The 19,836-nt window shown below is 63.7% G+C and carries 18 protein-coding genes; 1 reads left to right on the top strand and 17 read right to left on the bottom strand.

Annotation, left to right across the window (positions count from 1 at the left end):
* Positions 1 to 9: 9 nt before the first annotated feature.
* Positions 10 to 759, bottom strand: coding sequence for an electron transfer flavoprotein subunit beta/FixA family protein (locus D7S86_RS05070; protein ID WP_121084359.1), 750 nt, complete (start codon positions 757 to 759; stop codon positions 10 to 12).
* A 421-nt stretch (positions 760 to 1,180) separates the two neighbouring features.
* Positions 1,181 to 2,104, bottom strand: coding sequence for a histone deacetylase family protein (locus D7S86_RS05065; RefSeq protein ID WP_121083969.1), 924 nt, complete (start codon positions 2,102 to 2,104; stop codon positions 1,181 to 1,183).
* A gap of 50 nt (positions 2,105 to 2,154) precedes the next feature.
* On the opposite strand from D7S86_RS05065, the gene mltB reads away from it, so the two are divergent.
* A complete protein-coding gene (mltB, locus tag D7S86_RS05060) occupies positions 2,155 to 3,597 on the top strand; it encodes a lytic murein transglycosylase B (RefSeq protein WP_420813194.1) in 1,443 nt (480 codons plus the stop codon).
* Between the two features lie 171 nt (positions 3,598 to 3,768).
* On the opposite strand, the gene cysM is transcribed toward mltB, so the two are convergent.
* The 15 genes from cysM to serC form a co-directional block, all read right to left on the bottom strand.
* Positions 3,769 to 4,671, bottom strand: coding sequence for a cysteine synthase CysM (gene cysM / locus D7S86_RS05055; RefSeq protein WP_121083965.1), 903 nt, complete (start codon positions 4,669 to 4,671; stop codon positions 3,769 to 3,771).
* Positions 4,672 to 4,825: 154 nt separating this feature from the next.
* Positions 4,826 to 5,239: a ComEA family DNA-binding protein gene (locus D7S86_RS05050; RefSeq protein ID WP_121084357.1), complete on the bottom strand. Its 414-nt coding sequence runs from the start codon at positions 5,237 to 5,239 to the stop codon at positions 4,826 to 4,828.
* A gap of 256 nt (positions 5,240 to 5,495) precedes the next feature.
* Positions 5,496 to 6,491, bottom strand: a complete 996-nt coding sequence (rfaD, locus tag D7S86_RS05040; RefSeq protein ID WP_121083963.1) for an ADP-glyceromanno-heptose 6-epimerase — start codon at positions 6,489 to 6,491, stop codon at positions 5,496 to 5,498.
* A gap of 73 nt (positions 6,492 to 6,564) precedes the next feature.
* A complete protein-coding gene (gene rfaE1, locus D7S86_RS05035) occupies positions 6,565 to 7,515 on the bottom strand; it encodes a D-glycero-beta-D-manno-heptose-7-phosphate kinase (RefSeq protein ID WP_276313284.1) in 951 nt (316 codons plus the stop codon).
* A gap of 40 nt (positions 7,516 to 7,555) precedes the next feature.
* Positions 7,556 to 8,959: a UDP-glucose dehydrogenase family protein gene (locus D7S86_RS05030; protein WP_121083959.1), complete on the bottom strand. Its 1,404-nt coding sequence runs from the start codon at positions 8,957 to 8,959 to the stop codon at positions 7,556 to 7,558.
* Between the two features lie 36 nt (positions 8,960 to 8,995).
* Positions 8,996 to 10,171, bottom strand: a complete 1,176-nt coding sequence (gene lapB / locus D7S86_RS05025) for a lipopolysaccharide assembly protein LapB (protein ID WP_121083957.1) — start codon at positions 10,169 to 10,171, stop codon at positions 8,996 to 8,998.
* 79 nt (positions 10,172 to 10,250) lie between these two features.
* Entirely contained in the window at positions 10,251 to 10,544 is a 294-nt protein-coding gene (locus tag D7S86_RS05020; RefSeq protein ID WP_121083955.1) for a LapA family protein, read from the bottom strand.
* Positions 10,545 to 10,798: 254 nt separating this feature from the next.
* Positions 10,799 to 11,122, bottom strand: a complete 324-nt coding sequence (locus D7S86_RS05015; protein WP_121083953.1) for an integration host factor subunit beta — start codon at positions 11,120 to 11,122, stop codon at positions 10,799 to 10,801.
* A 12-nt stretch (positions 11,123 to 11,134) separates the two neighbouring features.
* Positions 11,135 to 12,844 (bottom strand): 30S ribosomal protein S1, encoded by a 1,710-nt coding sequence (rpsA, locus tag D7S86_RS05010; RefSeq protein WP_121083951.1) that lies wholly within the window; start codon positions 12,842 to 12,844, stop codon positions 11,135 to 11,137.
* 193 nt (positions 12,845 to 13,037) lie between these two features.
* Entirely contained in the window at positions 13,038 to 13,715 is a 678-nt protein-coding gene (gene cmk, locus D7S86_RS05005) for a (d)CMP kinase (RefSeq protein WP_121083949.1), read from the bottom strand.
* Positions 13,712 to 15,013: a 3-phosphoshikimate 1-carboxyvinyltransferase gene (aroA, locus tag D7S86_RS05000; protein ID WP_121083947.1), complete on the bottom strand. Its 1,302-nt coding sequence runs from the start codon at positions 15,011 to 15,013 to the stop codon at positions 13,712 to 13,714. Before aroA ends, cmk begins: the two co-directional genes overlap by 4 nt.
* A 193-nt stretch (positions 15,014 to 15,206) precedes the next feature.
* On the bottom strand, positions 15,207 to 16,277 hold the full coding sequence (locus tag D7S86_RS04995) for a prephenate dehydrogenase (RefSeq protein ID WP_121084355.1): 1,071 nt from the start codon (positions 16,275 to 16,277) through the stop codon (positions 15,207 to 15,209).
* Between the two features lie 20 nt (positions 16,278 to 16,297).
* Complete coding sequence (gene hisC / locus D7S86_RS04990) at positions 16,298 to 17,413, bottom strand: histidinol-phosphate transaminase (RefSeq protein WP_121083945.1); 1,116 nt, start codon at positions 17,411 to 17,413, stop codon at positions 16,298 to 16,300.
* A 77-nt stretch (positions 17,414 to 17,490) separates the two neighbouring features.
* Positions 17,491 to 18,576 carry a prephenate dehydratase gene (gene pheA / locus D7S86_RS04985; protein ID WP_121083942.1) on the bottom strand — a complete coding sequence of 362 codons (1,086 nt, stop codon included), beginning with the start codon at positions 18,574 to 18,576 and terminating at the stop codon, positions 17,491 to 17,493.
* Between the two features lie 138 nt (positions 18,577 to 18,714).
* On the bottom strand, positions 18,715 to 19,791 hold the full coding sequence (serC, locus tag D7S86_RS04980; RefSeq protein WP_121083941.1) for a 3-phosphoserine/phosphohydroxythreonine transaminase: 1,077 nt from the start codon (positions 19,789 to 19,791) through the stop codon (positions 18,715 to 18,717).
* Positions 19,792 to 19,836: the final 45 nt, after the last annotated feature.

Genomic DNA, 19,836 nt, shown 5'->3' with positions numbered 1-19,836 from the left:
GTTATCCCTTTACAGCACTTTGGCTTCAGTCTTGAGCTTCGTCACGAGCGTGGCCACGTCCGGCACCTTGACGCCCGCCGCGCGTTGCGCCGGCTCGGCAACCTTCAAGGTCTTCTGACGCGGCGCCGTGTCGACGCCGAGATCGGCCGGCTTGATCGTTTCAAGCGGCTTCTTCTTCGCCTTCATGATGTTGGGCAACGTCACGTAGCGCGGCTCGTTCAGACGCAGATCCGTCGTCACGACAGCCGGCAACGTCAGCGACAGCGTTTCAAGACCGCCATCGATTTCGCGCGTGACTTGCGCGCGGCCGTCGACGATCGCGACCTTCGAGGCGAACGTCGCCTGCGGCAGATTCGCGAGTGCGGCGAGCATCTGGCCCGTCTGATTCGCGTCGTCGTCGATAGCCTGCTTGCCGAGAATCACGAGCTGCGGCTGCTCCTTGTCGACGAGCGCCTTGAGCAGCTTCGCGACCGCGAGCGGCTGAACTTCGTCCGCCGTCTCGACGAGGATCGCGCGGTCCGCGCCGATCGCCAACGCCGTGCGCAGCGTTTCCTGACATTGCGTCACACCGACCGACACCACGATGACTTCGCTCGCGACGCCCGCTTCCTTCAGACGCACCGCTTCTTCCACGGCGATTTCGTCAAACGGGTTCATCGACATCTTCACATTGGCGATATCGACGCCCGAACCGTCCGACTTCACGCGGACTTTGACGTTGTAGTCGACCACGCGCTTGACTGGCACCAGTACTTTCATCCACATGCTCCAGAGTTACGAATACGTCAATCGCATCATTATAGCGACAGGGCCTCGCGAGACCGGCCATTGCACGTCATGTCCGAATCGGGCGGGTCTTTCCGGCGTGATCGCAAACCGAACGTCTCTTCGGTCGTGCGACGCTGCATCCCCGCGCAGCCACGACCGACGGCTGCATTCGACCCGGCCTGTCGGCACGCCACACACGTGGACGCCGCCAGTCGCGCCGCGCGGCCCGCGTCGCGATCGATGCGCAACGATATCGCGAACGGTCGTGCTATTTTAAGGGCGAGTGCGGCGTTTGGCTAGTCATCGAACTCGATAGAACGTTCTAACGCGAAAATTGGGCCGACACGCCGGAGATTGCCTCATCGACGCCGGTTTGATGCAGGCCCCGCTCACCCCGAGCCGGCCCGCGGCGTCATGCTTCGGTGAGCACCTTGATATGGGTCGCCACGCTGCGTCCGAGCGCCGACAGGTTGTAGCCGCCTTCGAGACAACTGACGATGCGCCCTTTCGCATACCGCTTCGCGATCGCGCAGATTTGCGTCGTGAGCCATTCGTAATCCGCTTCGACAAAGCCGAGGCCGCCGAGATCGTCCTCGCGATGCGCGTCGAAACCGGCCGATACGAAGATCATCTCGGGCTTGAAGGCCTCGAGCGCCGGAATCCACATCATGTCGACCGCCTCGCGCATCGTCGCGCCGTTCGTGCGCGCGGCGAGCGGAATATTGATCATATTGGGCGCGAGCGGCGTGTCGCCCGAATACGGATAGAACGGGTGCTGGAACAACCCGCACATGAGCACGCGACGATCGCCCGCGAATGCGGCTTCGGTGCCGTTACCGTGGTGGACGTCGAAATCGACGATCGCCACGCGCGACAAACCGCGCACATCGAGCGCGTGACGCGCGGCAATCGCGACGTTGTTGAACAGGCAGAATCCCATCGCGCGATCGGGCTCGGCATGATGGCCCGGCGGACGCACGCTGCAGAACGCGTTGTCGAAACGGCCGTCGATCACCGCGTCGGTGGCCGCGATCGCCGCGCCTGCCGCACGCATCGCCGCGCGCCAGCTATGCGCGTTCATTCGCGTGTCGGGATCGATTTCCGCATACCCGTCGTGCGGCGAGAGCGATCGGAGATGTTCGACGTAGTCGGGCCGGTGCACGCGCAGCAGCTCGGCCTCGTCGGCAAGCGGCGCGTCTTCGTGAATGAGCAGCGGATCGATGCGGCTCGCGATCAATTGGTCTTCGATCGCCTGCAGGCGTCGCGGGCATTCGGGATGCCATTCGCCCATCTCGTGCAGCGCGCAATCAGGATGGGAAAAGAGTGCGGTGGCCATGCTCGTTGTCGTGTGGGTCGAATCGCACGCCCTGCCCTGTGCGGGGTTCAATGCCGCTAAGTTACCACAGCGGCCTCGGTTATACTGCTTGCAAACCGCGCCCGACACGACCAATGATCGCCTCACGCTTGTCTCGTCCGTTCGTAGTCTCTCCCTTGTCCGCCTTGCTTTTCCGTCGCTTCGTGCCTGCGTGGCGCGGCTCCGCCGCGGCCGCCGCCATTGCGGCCGCCGTGTCGTTCTTGCCCGCCGGCGCGTACGCACAGGATCCGGCGCAGCAAACCTTTCCGGGTCAGTCCAGTACCGCGGGCCAGACGTTCGAAGAAGAGATCGTGCCGCAGCGTTATGCGAACAATCCCGATGTCGATGCGTTCATCAACGATATGGTCGCGCGTTACGACTTCGATGCCGACGCATTGCATCATCTGTTCGATCAGGTCAGCTATTCGGCGACGGCCGTCAAGCTCGTGACGCCCGCGCCGGCGCCCGGCGTCAAGAATTGGCAGGTCTATCGAAGCCGATTCATCGAGCCGATCCGGATCAACGCGGGCGTCAAGTTCTGGCGCGACAACCGCGATGCGCTCGATCGCGCGGCGGCTCAGTACGGCGTGCCGCCCGAAGTGATCGTCGGCATCATCGGCGTCGAGACGATCTACGGCAAATACATGGGCAATTTCCGGGTACTCGACGCGCTGACGACGCTCGCGTTCGACTATCCGCCCACACCGAATCAAGCCGAACGCGAGCAGACGTTCCGCCGCAACCTCGCCGATCTGCTGATTTGGACACGCGATTCAGGGCTCGATCCGACGACGGTTCAGGGCTCGTACGCAGGCGCCATCGGCATTCCGCAGTTCATGCCGAGCAGCATCGTCGAATACGCCGTGAGCTTCGACGGCAACAAGACGATCGATCTTCGCAACAATCCGGCCGACGCGATCGGCAGTGTCGCGAACTATCTGAACAAGAATGGCTGGCAATCGGGCCGGCCCGTGGTCTGGCATATCGCGGTCGACGCAGGCAGCATCGGCATCGCGCAAGCGGCTGCCGACGGGCAACCCGAACCGCACTGGACGCTCGATCAGTTGCTGACCGCGGGCATGCTCGTCAATCAGCCGGGCCTCGATCCGAACGCCGAACGCCCGACGCCCGTAACGGTCGTCGATCTGCCGTCTCCGGCCGCGCCGACGCAATACGTGCTGGGTCTAAAGAACTTCTACGTGATCACGCGCTATAACCGCAGCTTCTTTTATGCGGAGGCCGTCTACGAACTCGGCGAAGCGGTCAAGACCAAGATGGCTGCGCTCGATGCGGCAGACGCCGCGCGCGCGAACCGACCGATCACCGACGGCGCCAACGGCACGAACGGCACGAACGGCACGAACGGCAGCAACAGCGTGAACGGTGTGAACGGTGTGAACGGTGTGAACGGTGTGAACGGTGTGAACGGTGTGAACGGCAATTCGACGCCGGCCGTCGGCGGTCGTTCGAACTAAGACCACCGCGCGAATCGTCGCGGTTCACACGCGACGATTCGCGGAGACGGGTTGAACGACAGGTTTGCCGTTTGACTCACGCATCACACCGGGGGCATGCACGACGACGCGCCGAACGATGCGCCCCGCCGAACGCGCCGCGAAACGCCCCCTCCATCCGAACAATCGACCTCAGGCAGGAAATACGCCCGTCGACAGATAGCGATCACCGCGGTCGCAGACGATGAATACGATCGTCGCATTCTCGACTTGCCGCGCAATGCGCAGCGCGACCTCGCAAGCGCCGGCGGCTGAAATCCCGCAGAAAATCCCCTCGACAGCGGCAAGCCGGCGCGCCATGGCTTCCGCATCGGCCTGGCTCACGGACTCCTCGCGATCGACACGCGCACGATCGAAGATCTTCGGCAAATACGCTTCGGGCCACTTGCGAATGCCGGGAATACGCGAGCCTTCGGCAGGCTGAGCGCCGACGATCTGGATCGCCGAATTCTGTTCCTTCAGATACTGCGAGACGCCCATGATCGTGCCCGTCGTCCCCATTGCCGAGACGAAATGCGTGATCCGGCCTTCGGTGTCGCGCCAGATTTCGGGTCCCGTACCCTGATAGTGCGCAAGCGGATTGTCAGGATTCGCAAACTGATCGAGGATGACGCCTTTGCCGTCGCGTTCCATCTGGTCGGCGAGATCGCGCGCGTATTCCATCCCGCCCTGCAGCGGCGTCAGGATAATTTCGGCACCGTAGGCCGCCATGCTTTGACGCCGTTCGACCGACAGATCCTCGGGCATCAGCAACACCATCTTGTAGCCGCGGATCGCCGCCGCCATCGCGAGCGCGATGCCCGTATTGCCGCTCGTCGCTTCGATCAGCGTATCGCCGGGCTTGATCCGGCCGCGCGCCTCGGCTTGCTTGATCATCGACAACGCAGGACGGTCCTTGACCGAGCCCGCGGGATTGTTCCCCTCGAGCTTGCCGAGAATCACGTTGTTCCGCGCGCGGATCTCGTCGTCGGGCAAACGAACGAGTTGAACGAGCGGCGTGTTGCCAATGGTGTCTTCGATGGTCTTATAGGGCATGGCGACTAGGGATGCGCAACAGGGCGGATCGTGGGGAGCAATCGGATAAGCGCCCGATTGTAATCCACGACCCGATAGACACGCTGGCGACAGGGTCGCTGTCGATGCGATCGCGCTGTCGCACGGACTCGCATCATCGCGTGTGACGACGCGGTTACTTGCGTGGCGGCAGCACGGCCCGGCTCGTCGTTCTCGATGTCCCGGACCCTTGTGCCGCCCCTGGTGCCGCAGCATTGGCGCCCGCCACGCCGCGCGCGGCGGCCGGTGCCACGGCACCGCCGCCCCCACCGCTTGCGCTGCCGATCGTCAAACCGTTCTCACGTAGCTTCGCGACGGACTTTGAACCGAGCCCGCTGATCCGCGCAGCCAGGTCCTCGTCACTCTTGAAGGGACCGTTCGATTCGCGCTCCTTGACGATGGCGCGCGCCTTGGCGGCCCCGATGCCGCTGATGCTTTCGAGCGCCGCCTCATTGGACGTGTTGACGTCGATCGATGCATGCGCGAACGCAATGGCAAGCATCCCTGCGAGACCCGCGCTCGTACGTAGACAACGTGTGAATATGGACATGCTCGCTCCCTGGAAACCCGTCGCCGCGGTATGCGGCAACAGGATCCCAGTCTACGAAGCGAGCCGCTCCGCGAGCAGTCGGCCAGATGGCCAACAAGTGGCTAGGCCGCGAGCAAATGCAAATGCAAATGGATATGCGTGTGCGTGTGCGTGTGCGTGTGCGTGTGCGTGTGCGTGTGCGTGTGCGTGTGCGTGTGCTCAGCATCGCCCCAGTCGCGCACCTTCATCGAGCGCTTTGAATCCAGTCCTTCGACGCTCAGTGCGCCTGCTCGACAAGCCACTGCACATAGCGCTCGACGCCTTGCTGCACGGTCAGGAACGGCGTCGTATAACCGGCGGCGCGCAGGTGCGTCTGATCGGCCTCCGTGAAGCACTGATATTTGCCGCGCAATGCATCGGGAAACGGAATGTATTCGATCAGGCCTTGCGCGACGAGCGCATCGAGCGACAGCGGCGCTTCGCCTTTCAACCCGCGCAAGGTATTCACAACGGTCGACGCGACATCGTTGAACGGCTGCGCATGCCCCGTCCCGAGATTGAAGATGCCCGACAATTGCGGCCGTTCGAAGAAATGCAGATTGACGCGCACGACATCCTCGACCGACACGAAATCGCGCGTCTGCATCCCCCGCGCATAGCCGTTGTACTCACCGAACAGCTTGACCTTGCCCTCGGCGCGGAACTGATTGAAGTTGTGAAACGCCACCGACGCCATGCGTCCCTTATGCTGCTCGCGCGGGCCGTAGACATTGAAATAACGGAATCCGACGATCTGACTCTTCGCCGTCGGCAAACGGCGACGCACGATCTGATCGAAGAGAAACTTCGAGTATCCGTACACATTGAGCGGCCGCTCGGACGCGCGATCTTCGACGAACGTCTCGGACCCGCCGTAAATCGCGGCCGACGACGCGTAGAGAAACGGCACCTGCTGCGCGATGCACGCGTCGAGCAACGCGCTCGAATAGCGGAAGTTGTTGTCCATCATGTACCGGCCGTCGGTTTCCATCGTGTCCGAACAGGCGCCCTCGTGGAACACGCCTCGAACCTTGCCGAAATCACCGGATGCGAAACGCTCGACGAATTCCGTCTTGTCGAGGTAGTCCGTCAATTCGCAATCGACGAGGTTCCGGAACTTGTCCGCGCGTGTGAGGTTGTCGACCGCAATGATGTCGGTTTCACCGCGCTCGTTGAGGGCCTTGACGAGGTTGCTGCCGATCAGGCCGGCTGCACCGGTAACGATAAGAGTCATGGAAACGCCTTGCGAGGAAATGACGCGTAACCGGGCGCGGATCGCGTCCCGGTTACCGAACGGCTAGCACCGCTTATTGGAAGAGCTCATCGTATTCGACGGTCGCGGTACCGAGCTTCGCGACGACGACGCCGGCCGCGCGATTCGCGTAGGCCATGGCTTGCGTCAGCGGCAGCCCCGCGCCGAGCATCGCCGCGAGCGTCGCGATGACGGTGTCGCCGGCGCCCGAGACATCATACACTTCGCGTGCTTGCGTCGGCTCGTGGACCGCGCCCTGATCCGTGAACAGCGTCATGCCCTCCTCGGAACGCGTCAGCAGCAGGGCCGCGAAATCAAGCTCGGCGCGCAGCTTCGATACGCGCTGTTCGAGATCGGCTTCCGAATGCCAACGGCCGACGACCTCGCGCAATTCCGCGCGATTCGGCGTGATGACCGATGCGCCGCGATAGCGCGCCCAATCGTCGCCCTTCGGATCGACGAGCACGATGCGCTGCGCCGCGCGCGCCGACGCGATCATCCGTTCGACATGCGTGAGGCCGCCCTTCGCGTAGTCGGACAACAGCACGACGTCGTGAGTCGGCAGCAGCGCGTCGAAGCGCGCGAGCCCCGCGAGCAGTACTTCGTGCGTCGGCGTGTTCTCGAAGTCGATGCGGATCAGTTGCTGCTGACGCGAGACGATCCGCAGCTTGATCGTCGTCGCGAGTTCGGGATCGCGTTCGACATGCGCCGACACATTGCTGTGTTCGAGCAATTCGATCAGCTTGCGCGCGGGCTCGTCGTCGCCGATCACGCAGAGCAGGCTCGTCTGCACGCCGAGCGCCGCCGCGTTGCGCGCGACATTCGCGGCGCCGCCGAGCCGCTCCTCGGTCCGATTCACATGCACGACCGGCACCGGCGCTTCGGGCGAAATCCGGTTCACGTCGCCGAACCAGTAGCGGTCGAGCATGACGTCGCCGACCACGAGCACGCGCGACGTGCCGAGCTGTTCGCGCGGCACCGGCGGCAAAGGCGTCATGGATGTCATGGTGTTCGGTCCCGTCTCATCGTGCGCACCGCGCGCGGACTCAAGCGACGACATTCGCGGTTCCTTCCTGTTTCGAAAGCGCCGACTCCGAGCGGCCGATGCCGAAATATTCGATACCGTGTTCGGCCACGCTCGACGGGTCGTACAGATTACGTCCGTCGAAGATCACGGGCGTCTTCAGTTGCGCTTTGACATACGCGAAATCGGGACTCTTGAACGCCTTCCATTCGGTCACGATCACGAGCGCGTCCGCGCCCGCGAGCGCCTTGCGCGGCTCGTCGACATAGCTGATGCGCGCGAGCGCGTCGGGTTGATCCGCGAAGTCCAGCGCGAAGACACGACGCGCTTCGTCCATCGAGACAGGGTCGTGCGCGACGATCGACGCGCCGCGCGCAAGCAGCTCGGCGATGATCGGACGGCTCGGCGCCGCGCGCATGTCGTCGGTGTTCGGCTTGAACGCGAGACCCCAGACGGCGAAGCGTTTGCCGCCAAGATCGTCGCCGAGACGCTTGACGATCTTGCGAACCAGGATCTGCTTCTGGTTCTCGTTAACGGCCTCGACCGCTTCAAGGATATGCAAGCGCTGCGCGTTCTCGTCGGCCGTGCGGATCAGCGCCTGCACGTCCTTCGGAAAGCACGAGCCGCCGTAGCCGCAGCCCGAATACAAAAAGTCGTAGCCAATGCGCGGATCGGAACCGATCCCGCGACGCACGGCTTCGATATCGGCACCGACGCAATCGGCCAGATTCGCGAGCTCGTTCATGAACGAAATACGCGTCGCGAGCATCGCATTGGCCGCGTACTTCGTGAATTCCGCCGAGCGCACGTCCATGTAAAGCGTGCGTTCGTGGTTACGATTGAACGGCGCATAGAGACGTTTGACCAACTCGCGCGCCTTTTGGCCGAGCGCATCGTCATCGCAGCCGATCACGATACGGTCCGGTCGCATGAAGTCGTCGACCGCCGCGCCTTCCTTGAGAAACTCGGGGTTCGACACGACCGAAAACGACGCCGCGACGCCGCGCGACGCAAGCGCTTCGCGAATCGCGGCCTGCACGCGCGCGGCGGTCCCGACGGGCACCGTCGACTTGTCGACGACGACCTTGAAGCCCGTCATATGCGTGCCGATCGCGCGCGCCGCGGCGAGCACGTATTGAAGATCGGCCGAGCCGTCCTCGTCGGGCGGGGTGCCCACGGCGATGAATTGAATATCACCGTGCGCGACGCTCGCCGCGACATCGGTCGAAAACTGGATACGCCCCGCCGCGCGGTTGCGCGCGATCAATTCCTGAAGCCCGGGCTCGTGAATCGGCACGCCGCCCGCGTTCAGAATGTCGATCTTGCGCGGATCGACATCGAGACAGAACACGTCGTTACCGATTTCCGCGAGGCAGGCACCCGTGACGAGGCCCACGTAGCCGGTGCCGATAATGGTGATTTTCATGATGTTTGGACGACTCCTGTATCGGTACGGCGGCGCTCAGCCGCCGCTGGCCATCGGCTCTACACGGCGCGGCGCATAGGTTTCCCAACCGCTGCAGCCCGGACACTGCCAGTAGAACAAACGCGCCCGGAATCCGCAGCTTTGACAGGTATAGCGAGGCAGATTCTTGGTGCGCTGGCGAATCAGGTTGCGCATGAGTTCGAGTTCGCCGCGACGCGGTTCCTCGGCGGTCGCGACCTGCGCCTCGAGCAGTCGCGACATCCCCGCGAGATTCGGGGCCTTTTGCATCTGGGCGCGCACGAGGTCGTGCGCGGCGTCGGTCCCGACATGCTGCGCAATATAGGCGTAAGACTGATCGAGCAAATCGTTCGACGGATATTGGTCGAGATAGCTCATGAGCAGACGCGCGCCCTCTTCATCGCGACCGAGCGCCGTATACGCCTTCATCAGGCGCTCGACGACGAGCGGCAGATGCGCGGGCGATTGCGTCTCGACCTGGCGCCACGAGTCGATCGCGCGCGCCGGATCGCCGGCCGCCATCGCGACGTCGCCGGCCAGCATCGTCGCGCGGACGTTGGCCGGGTTCGATCCGCGCGCGAGCTGGATTTCCGCCGCGGACGCCGCGGCATCCTTGCGCTGCAGCGCTTCCTGCGCGCGTTCGCAGTGAAACTGCGCGATTTCCTTGCGGTACGACGTGCCGCTCGTGGTCTCGAGCTTCTCGGCCATCGCGATCGCTTGCGCCCAATCCTTTTCGATCTCGTAGATCGTGAGCAAGCAGCGCTGGGCCTCGGTTGCGTACGAGCCGCGCTCGAAGGCCTTGAAGGTATCCTCGGCGCGATCGAGCAGACCCGCCTTCAGGAAGTCCTGGCCAAGCTCGAACAACGCGTGCTCGCGCTCGACCTCGGGCAGATCGTTGCGGTTCAGCAGATTCTGATGCACGCGAATCGCGCGCTCGGTCTCGCCGCGACGCCGGAACAGGCTGCCGAGCGCGAAGTGCAACTCGGTCGTCTCGGGGTCGAGCTTGACGACTTCGATAAACGCGTCGATCGCCTGATCGGGCTGTTCGTTCAGCAGGAAATTGAGGCCGCGAAAGTACGAACGCGGCAGGCTCGCGCTTTCGGACAGCAGATGCTTGACGTCGAAACGCGCGGCCATCCAGCCGAGACCGAACACAACGGGGATCAGCAAGAGCCACCAGTAATCGAGATCCATGCAGTGTCGTCAGGCAAATAGAAAAAGTAAGGGAAACATCGGGGCGACGTGGCGTCGACGCAGCGCGTCACGCGCCGCGTCAGATGATCGGCGGCAACGGCGGCTCGTCGACAACCGGCGGCACCTCTTGCGCGCTCTTGAGCTGACGTTTGAGGCGCGCGATTTCGAGGCGCTGTCTGACGATCGCGGGTGCGGCCGCGAGCACGCCCGCGAACAACCCGACACCAAAAAAGACGAGGCCGATCAGGATCAGCGGCGCCGTCCACGTATAGCCCGGTATGAATTGAAGCGACGCGTCCTGGATGTTGCCCAGTGCGAGCACGAGCAACACGACGAACACGACCACGCGCAGCAACCAGACGATAAACCTCATGCGATTCGTTTCCGTTGTCGAGTGGTGAACGACGCGCAGCCCCAGCCGGATAGCGGGCCGCTGCGTCGGCTTGCGAATCGTGCGTATTGTAATGGATGCCGCCGCCGTCTCATTGAGGTCCGACGGTTCCGGCGCGGAAACAAAAAAAGCGCCCGGGGGCGCTTTTTCTTGGATACGGCAATCACTTCAACTGGCGATGGGGCATGCGCATCCGATGCGCGATCCGGCATGACGGCCGGATCCCTGCATCGGATTCAGAGCGTACTGCTCGCGCTGTCCTGCTTCAGCGGCTCTCCCGCACGACCGTCGACGCGTTCGCGCAACTCCTTGCCGGGCTTGAAATGCGGCACGTGCTTTTCGGGCACGAGCACCTTCTCGCCTGACTTCGGATTGCGGCCGACCCGCGACGGACGCCGGTTCAGTCCGAAACTGCCAAAGCCTCGAATTTCAATGCGGTGTCCTTTCGCGAGCGAGTCGGACATCGCATCGAGCATCTGTTTCACGGCGAAATCCACATCCTTCAACACCAATTGTGAAAATCGCGTGGCCAATTGCGCGACCAATTCGGATTTGGTCATACGCCGGCAGCCTTACTGGTTCTGGCCGTCCAGCTTAGCCTTGAGCAGCGCGCCGAGATTGGTCGTGCCGCTTGCCGCCGAGCTGTCGTTAGCCATCTTCGCCATTGCTTCGGACTGTTCAGCCTGATCCTTCGCCTTGATCGACAGGTTGATGCTGCGCGACTTGCGATCGATGTTGATCACCACGGCTTCGATCTGCTGACCTTCCTTGAGCACGTTGCGGGCGTCTTCCACGCGGTCATGCGTGATTTCCGAAGCGCGCAGGTAGCCTTCGATGTCGCCTTGCAGCGTCACGACAGCACCCTTCGCGTCGACGGTCTTCACGGTACCCGTGACGATCGAACCCTTGTCGTTCATGGCAACGTAGTTGCTGAACGGGTCGCCTTCCATTTGCTTGATGCCGAGCGAGATACGTTCCTTCTCGACGTCGATACCGAGCACCAGGGCTTCGACTTCGTCGCCCTTCTTGTACTTGCGAACCGCTTCTTCGCCGCTTTCGTTCCACGACAGGTCCGACAGGTGGACCAGGCCGTCGATGCCGCCAGGCAGGCCGATGAACACGCCGAAGTCGGTGATCGACTTGATCGCGCCCTTGAGCTTGTCGCCCTTCTTGTAGTTACGGCTGAAGTCGTCCCACGGATTCGGCTTGCATTGCTTCATGCCGAGGCTGATACGACGACGGTCTTCGTCGATCTCGAGCACCATGACTTCGACTTCGTCGCCGAGCTGAACGACCTTGCTCGGGGCGACGTTCTTGTTCGTCCAGTCCATTTCCGAGACGTGGACCAGGCCTTCGATACCCGACTCGACTTCGACGAATGCGCCGTAGTCGGTGATGTTCGTGACCTTGCCGAACAGGCGCGTGCCCGACGGGTAACGACGCGAGATGCCTTCCCACGGATCGTCGCCGAGTTGCTTGATACCGAGCGAGACGCGGTTCTTCTCTTGGTCGAACTTGAGGATCTTCGCGGTGACTTCTTGGCCAACCGAGAGGACTTCGCTCGGGTGACGCACGCGACGCCATGCGATGTCGGTGATGTGCAGCAGGCCGTCAATGCCGCCGAGGTCGACGAACGCGCCGTAGTCGGTGATGTTCTTGACGACGCCTTCGACGATCGCGCCTTCCTTGAGCGTCTCGAGCAGCTTCGCGCGCTCTTCGCCTTGCGTGGCTTCGATCACGGCACGGCGCGACAGCACGACGTTGTTGCGCTTGCGGTCGAGCTTGATCACGCGGAATTCGAGCGTCTTGCCTTCGTACGGCGTCGTGTCCTTGACCGGACGCGTGTCGACGAGCGAGCCCGGGAGGAACGCGCGGATGCCGTTGACCATGACGGTCAGGCCGCCCTTGACCTTGCCCGTGATCGTGCCGGTCACGAGTTCGTTGTTGTCGAGCGCCTTTTCGAGCGACAGCCACGAAGCGAGACGCTTCGCCTTGTCGCGCGACAGAATCGTGTCGCCGTAGCCGTTTTCGAGCGCGTCGATCGCGACCGAAACGAAGTCGCCCGCCTGAACTTCAACCTCACCCGCATCGTTGAAGAATTCTTCGATGGGAATATAGGCTTCGGACTTCAGACCCGCGTTGACGACCACGAAGTTGTGGTCGACACGCACGACTTCGGCGGAGATCACTTCGCCGGCGCGCATGTCTTGACGGGTCAGCGACTCTTCGAACAGAGCCGCAAAGGATTCGTTGCTGGAGGTTGAGGTTTGCAGGTCGGACATAAAAATAAAAAATCACATGTTCTCGTTCGCTGCGCGAAACGCGCCGGAATCAAACGGTCACATGCGGGGTTAGGGGTTGAAATACATCCCGCGGCATCGCTGCCCGGGACACGTCTTGCCACCACGACTACCACTGCTCAAAAACGATCGCCGCCGCACATCGGCGGCGCGCCGCTTTCTTCTACTGAGCTTCCTACTTGTTCTGCATTCTTTCGCGAAACCACCCGACCACCGTTTGAACGGTCTGATCGACGTCCAGATTGGAGGTATCGAGCGTCAGCGCATCGTCGGCCGGCTTGAGCGGCGCGGCAGCCCGCTGGCTGTCGCGATCGTCACGCGCGCGCAAATCACGGCTGAGATCGTCTAGCTTAGCAGAAAAACCTTTTTCTATCAATTGCTTATATCGACGGTCCGCGCGAGCCTCGACGCTCGCGGTCAAAAACACCTTGAGCGACGCGTCCGGGAAGATCACCGTGCCCATGTCGCGGCCGTCCGCGACGAGCCCCGGCGGCACGCGGAACGCCCGCTGGCGGGCGATCAGCGCTTGACGCAGCGCACCATGCACGGCGATCGCCGAGGCACGGTTGCCGACCGATTCGGCACGGATATCGAGCGACACGTCCTCGCCGTCGAGCCGCACACAGCCCTCGCGGAACACGATATGGATATCCTGGGCCAGTTCGACCAGCGTATCGACGTCGTTTTCGTCGATCCCGATCTTGAGGCTCGCGAGCGCCGTGAGCCGGTACAGCGCGCCGCTGTCGAGATAGTGGAAACCCAGCGCATCGGCGACCTGCTGCGCGACGGTGCCCTTGCCCGACGCCGTCGGGCCGTCGATCGTGATGACGGGGACTTTGAGATTCGCGCTCATCGGTGGGTCACGGCGCCGAACCGGTCGAAATAATCGGGGAACGTCTTCGCGACGCAACGCGGATCGTTGATCGTGACGGGCACACCGGCGAGACTCACGAGCGAAAAGCACATGGCCATCCGGTGATCGTCGTACGTATCGATCGCGGCGTTCGGCGTCAGCTGCGCGGGCGGCGTCACGACGAGATAATCGGGCCCCTCCTCGACCGTCGCGCCGACCTTGCGCAACTCGGTCGCCATCGCCGCGATCCGGTCCGTTTCCTTGACGCGCCAGCTCGCGATATTGCGCAGCGTGCTCGGACCGTCGGCGAACAGCGCCGCAACGGCGATCGTCATCGCGGCATCGGGAATCAGATTGAAATCCATGTCGATCGCCTTGAGGCGACCGTTTTCGTTCTCGACGCCGCGCACCTCGATCCATTCGTCGCCGACCGACACGTTCGCGCCCATCTGCGCGAGCGCGTCGGCGAAGCGGACATCGCCCTGGATACTCGTATGGCCGACGCCGTCGACGCGCAGCGGCCCGCCGCCGATCGCGCCCGCCGCGAGGAAATACGACGCCGACGACGCATCGCCTTCGACGGCGATACGACCCGGCGACCGATACCGCGCACCGGCCGGAATCGTGAAGCGCGCCCAGTCCTCGCGCTCGACGTTCACGCCGAAACGCGCCATGAGGCGCGTCGTGATCTCGATATACGGCTTTGAAATCAGTTCGCCCTGCACCTCGATGACGATCGGCGCCGCGTGGGCCACGAGCGGCAGCGTGAGCAGCAAGGCCGTCAAGAACTGGCTCGACACGTCGCCCCGCACGCGAATCGGCGCATGCGCGGCGACCTGCGCCGGACGGATCCGCAACGGCGGATAGCCGTCGTTCTGTTCATAGTCGATCGCCGCGCCGATCTGGCGCAGGCCGTCGACGAGGTCGCCGATCGGGCGCTCGTGCATGCGCGCGACGCCGTAGACGCGGTAGTCGCCGCCGCTCAACGCGAGCGCCGCCGTCAACGGACGCACCGCCGTGCCCGCATTGCCGAGAAACAGCTCGCCCTGCTTGACCGGGAACACGCCGCCGACGCCGCGGACCGTGCATCGATCGCCGTCGCGCTCGAGCCCGACCCCGAGATGCGCGAGCGCATCGAGCATGACCTTCGTGTCGTCCGATGCGAGCAGGTTATCGACGACGGTCTCGCCGTCCGCGAGCGCCGCGAGCAGCAACACACGGTTCGAAATGCTTTTCGAGCCCGGCAGGCGCACCGTGCCGGCTGCCCGAGAAAACGGCCCCAATACCAGTTTTTCCATCTTTGAATCCTTATATTCGCCCGCGTCGGGCGGGCGCTTGCCCGATCCCGCGCGGTCGCGTCAGCCACACGTCATTGAACGACGCGCGTCGCTGCGTGTCGACTCGGCCGATCAGCCAATGATCGGGCCAAGCCAATCCCCCTGCAGATGGACCTGTGCGCCGCCCCACAGCGAGCACCCGCCCATCGCCATCCTACTCGGGCGCCGAATCGTCCCGGCTCGCCGAACCCGTCGACGCATCGGTCGACGTATCGGACCCCGCGCCGCCCCGCATCCTTTCGCGCAGCGTCAAAATGGCCTGTACCGTCATCCCTGACGCGATGGCGGCCTCGCGTAGCGACTGCCGCGACGGCTCCTGCGCCGGCCGATCGCTCCACTGGGACCGCGCATCGCGTGCACGCGCAAACGTCGTCAGCAGCGTCTCGCCGTCGCCGCGCTCGATCGCGGCGCGCAGCCGCGCGAGCACCGCCGTATAGCCGTCGAGTTCGGCGAGCACGGCCTGCTTGTTGGCCACGAAAATATCGCGCCACATCTCGGGACTCGACGCCGCGATGCGCGTGAAATCGCGAAAACCGCCCGCGGCGAACGCGAACTTGAGATCCGCCTCGCCCGAATCGAGAATCTGATCGACGAGCGCGAACGACAGCAAGTGCGGCAAATGGCTGACCGATGCGAACACCGTGTCATGCTGATCGGGCGTCATCCGATGCGTGCGGGCGCCGGTCGCGCGCCACATCGCGTCGACGCGCGCGACATCCTCCGCGCGGTTCTCGGGCAGCGGACACAACACGACATTGCGCCCGTCGTAGAGCGAATCGATCGCCGCCTCGACACCACTGCGCTCGCGACCGGCGATCGGATGCGCGGGCACGAACTGGTCGATCCGCGAACCGAGCGACGCGCGCGCGGCCGCGATCACGTCGCGTTTGGTGCTGCCCGCATCCGTCACGATCGTCTGACGCTGCAGATGCGGCAGCATCACATCGAGCAGCGCGCCCGTCTGCGCGACGGGGACCGCGAGCAAAACGATATCGGCCCCGTCGAGCGCGTGCGCAAGCCCCGCGACATCGTCGAACGTGCACGCCGAACTCACCACGCCGAGTTCGACCGCGCGCTCGACCGATGCGCGCGAACGCCCGACGCCCACGATCTCGGCGCCCGCCGGCACGCATCCGGCGCGCCGCAACGCAAGCGCGAGCGAACCGCCGATCAGGCCGACGCCGCAGATGACGATCTTTCGAAACGCAAAGGGTCGATCGGACATGGTCTCGTCCCCGGGGCCCATCATGCGCGCCCGAGCACGCGGCGCAGCGCGGCGAGGAACGCGTCGTTCTCCTCGGGCAAACCGATCGTCACGCGCAGCCACTTCGGCAAGCCGTAGTTGCCGACCGGACGCACGATGATCCCTTCCTTGAGCAGGCCGAGGTTCACGCGCGCGCCCGCGCCGTCGTCGTCGCCGACGCGCACGAGCACGAAGTTGCCCGACGACGGCACATACTCGAGGCCGAGCGCGTCGAACGCCGCGGTCAGCTTCGCGTAGCCGGCCGCGTTGACCTCGGCGCTCTTCGCGAGGAAAGCCTGATCGCCGAGCGCGGCGACGGCCGCGGTCTGCGCGAGGCTGTTGACATTGAACGGCTGCCGCAGACGGTTCAGCAGGTCGGTCAGCTCGGGCTGTCCGATCGCGAACCCGACGCGCAGCCCCGCGAGCCCATAGGCCTTCGAGAACGTGCGCGAGACGAGCAGGTTCGGATAACGGCGCGTCCAGCCGATCGCGTCATAGCGCTGTTCGGCCGCGAGGTACTCCGTATAGGCCTCGTCGAGCACGACGACGACATGCTTGGGCACGCGCGCGATAAACGCTTCGATCTGGTCACCCGGAATAAACGTGCCGGTCGGATTGTTCGGATTCGCCACGAAGACGAGTCGCGTATCGGACTCGATCGCGGCAAGCATCGCGTCGAGATCGTGGCCGTAGGCGCGCGCGGGCACGACGATCGCGCGTGCGCCGACGCCTTGCGTCGCGAGCGCATACACCGCGAACGAATACTGCGCGAACACGATCGATTCCCCGCGCTCGACGAATGCGTGCGCCGCGAGTTCGAGGATGTCGTTGCTGCCGTTGCCGAGCGTGATCCAGTCGTCGCCGACGCCGTACCGCGCCGACAGCGCGGACTTGAGATCGAACCCGTTCGCGTCCGGATAGCGGCCGAGATCGGCGATCGCCTGCTGCATCGCGGCCTGCGCCGACGGCGGCATGCCGAGCGGATTTTCGTTCGACGCGAGTTTCACGATACGCGCTTCGTCGAGGCCGAATTCACGCGCGACCTCGGAGATCGGCTTGCCGGCGATATACGGCGCCAGGGCGCGGACATAGGACGGGCCGAAAGGCGTTGCGGACATGAAAGCTCCCTTCTTGTTTGACTGACGATGCCGGCCGTTGGCGAGCGACGCGCGGCCGGCGATTTCACACCCGATACTCAGTTCGAGCGCGGATAGGACCCGAGAATCTTGACGAACGCGGCGCTGTGATCGAGTTCGTCGAGCGCCGTCGCGACGTTTTCGTCCGCGCTGTGGCCGTCGATATCGACGTAGAACCAATACTCCCAGGCGCCGCGCCGCGCAGGCCGTGATTCGAAACGCGTCATCGAGACACCATGGCGCGCAAACGGTTCGAGCATCCGGAACACGGCGCCCGGCTCGTTCTTGACCGACAGAATCATCGACGTCTGATCGCGGCCGGTCGCCGCGGGCGACTCGCCGCCGACGACCACGAAGCGCGTCCGATTATGCGGATCGTCCTGGATCAGCGATGCGACAGGCTGCAAGCCGTAGTGCGCGGCTGCGCGATCGCCGGCGATCGCGGCCATCGTCGGATCGTCGGCCGCGAGGCGCGCAGCCTCGGCATTGCTCGACACCGCCTGGCGATTAAGCTGCGGCGCGTGCTTGGACAGCCATTCCTGGCACTGCGCGATCGCCTGCGCATGCGCGCAGACGCGCGTGACGCCGTCGAGTGTGCCCGTGCGCGTGAGCAGATTGTGATGAATCGGCACGGCGATCTCGCCGCTGATCGCGAGCGTCGTGTCGAGCATCAGGTCGAGCGTGCGCGAAACGGCGCCCTCGGTCGAATTCTCGACCGGTACGACGCCATAGTCGGCGCTGCCCGCTTCGACCGCGCGGAACACTTCGTCGATCGATGCGCACGGCAAGCCTTTGACCGATTGCCCGAAATACGTCTGCATCGCGAGTTCGCTATAAGTGCCCACCGGTCCGAGGAAAGCGATCGTGAGCTCGCGTTCGAGCGAGCGGCTCGCCGACATGATTTCACGCCAGATCGACTCGACGTGCTCGGGACGCAAGGGGCCCGCGGCGCCAAGCGCCTGGAGTCGCGCGATGACCTGCAGCTCGCGTTCGGGGCGAAACACGGGGGCCGCGAGATGCTTCTTGACCTCGCCGACTTCGAGTACGACGGCCGCGCGTTCGTTGAGCAAGGCGAGCAGCTTCGCGTCGAGCGCGTCGATCTGCTCGCGAAGCGGTTGCAGTTTGAGATTGAGTTCTTCGTCCATTGTCTTTATGCAAGCGGTACAGCGACGCGGTCGCGCGTCATGCGTGTCAAGGCATGCGATCCGTCGCCGCGCGTGGCAAGCCGAATCACCGCATGACGCGGCGCATATCGGCTGCCATCCGGTATTCCGTCGTCGCGCTCAGGCGCGCGTCCGTTCGAATTCCTTCATGTAATCGACGAGTGCCTGCACTGCGTCGATCTGCACCGCGTTGTAAATCGATGCACGCATACCGCCGACGGACTTGTGGCCCTTCAGCTGCAGGAGACGGCGCGCTTTGGCGCCGGCAAGAAATGCTTCGTTGAGCGTTTCATCCGCGAGAAAGAACGGCACGTTCATTCTCGAACGCGACGAACGCTCGACTTTGTTCACGTAAAAGTCGCTGCTGTCGATCGTCTCGTAGAGCAAATCGGCTTTGGCGATGTTCTTCTGCTCGATCGCCGCGAGACCGCCTTGCCGTTTGAGCCACTGAAACACGAGTCCCGCGATGTAGATCGCGTAGGTCGGCGGCGTATTGAACATCGAATCGTTCGCCGCGACCGTCTTCCATGTGAACGCGCTCGGGCAGATCGGCATCATTTGATCGAGCAGATCGTCGCGCGCGATCACGATCGTGACGCCGGCCATGCCGATATTCTTCTGCGCGCCGCCATAGACGACGCCGAAACGCGACACGTCGAGCGGGCGCGAGAGGATATGCGACGACGCGTCCGCGACGATCGGCAGTTCGCCGAGATCGGGAAACGCATTGAACTCGACGCCGTCGATCGTCTCGTTCGAGCACAGATGGAGGTAGGCCGCATCGCGTTCGACCTGCCAGGTGTCGAACGACGGGATCCGCGTATAACTGCCTTCGGTCGACGCCGCGATATGGACGTCGCCATACTTGCGCGCTTCGTTTTGCGACTTGTTCGACCACGATCCCGTGACGACGTAGTTGGCTTTCGAACGCTTGCCGAGCAGGTTCATCGGAATGATCGCGTTTTCGGCGATCCCGCCGCCCTGCAGAAACATGATCTTGTAGTTCGCCGGCACGCCGAGCAGTTCGCGCAGATCGGCAAGCGCGGTTTCGATGATCGAGGTGAATTCGCGGCCGCGATGGCTCATTTCCATCACGCTCATGCCGCTGCCGTGCCAATCGAGCATCTCGCTCGCTGCCTGCTCCAGTACTTCGACGGGCAGCGCCGCCGGGCCTGCCGAAAAATTAAACGCCCGCATTCGGATTCCGAGATCGAGAAACGACAAAGGCCGCTTGCGCGCTCG

Source organism: Pararobbsia silviterrae (assembly GCF_003628125.1).
In the GTDB taxonomy this organism is placed as follows: domain Bacteria; phylum Pseudomonadota; class Gammaproteobacteria; order Burkholderiales; family Burkholderiaceae; genus Pararobbsia; species Pararobbsia silviterrae.
The sequence above is the reverse complement of the archived record's forward strand: the minus strand, read 5'-3'. Positions and strand labels throughout refer to the sequence as shown.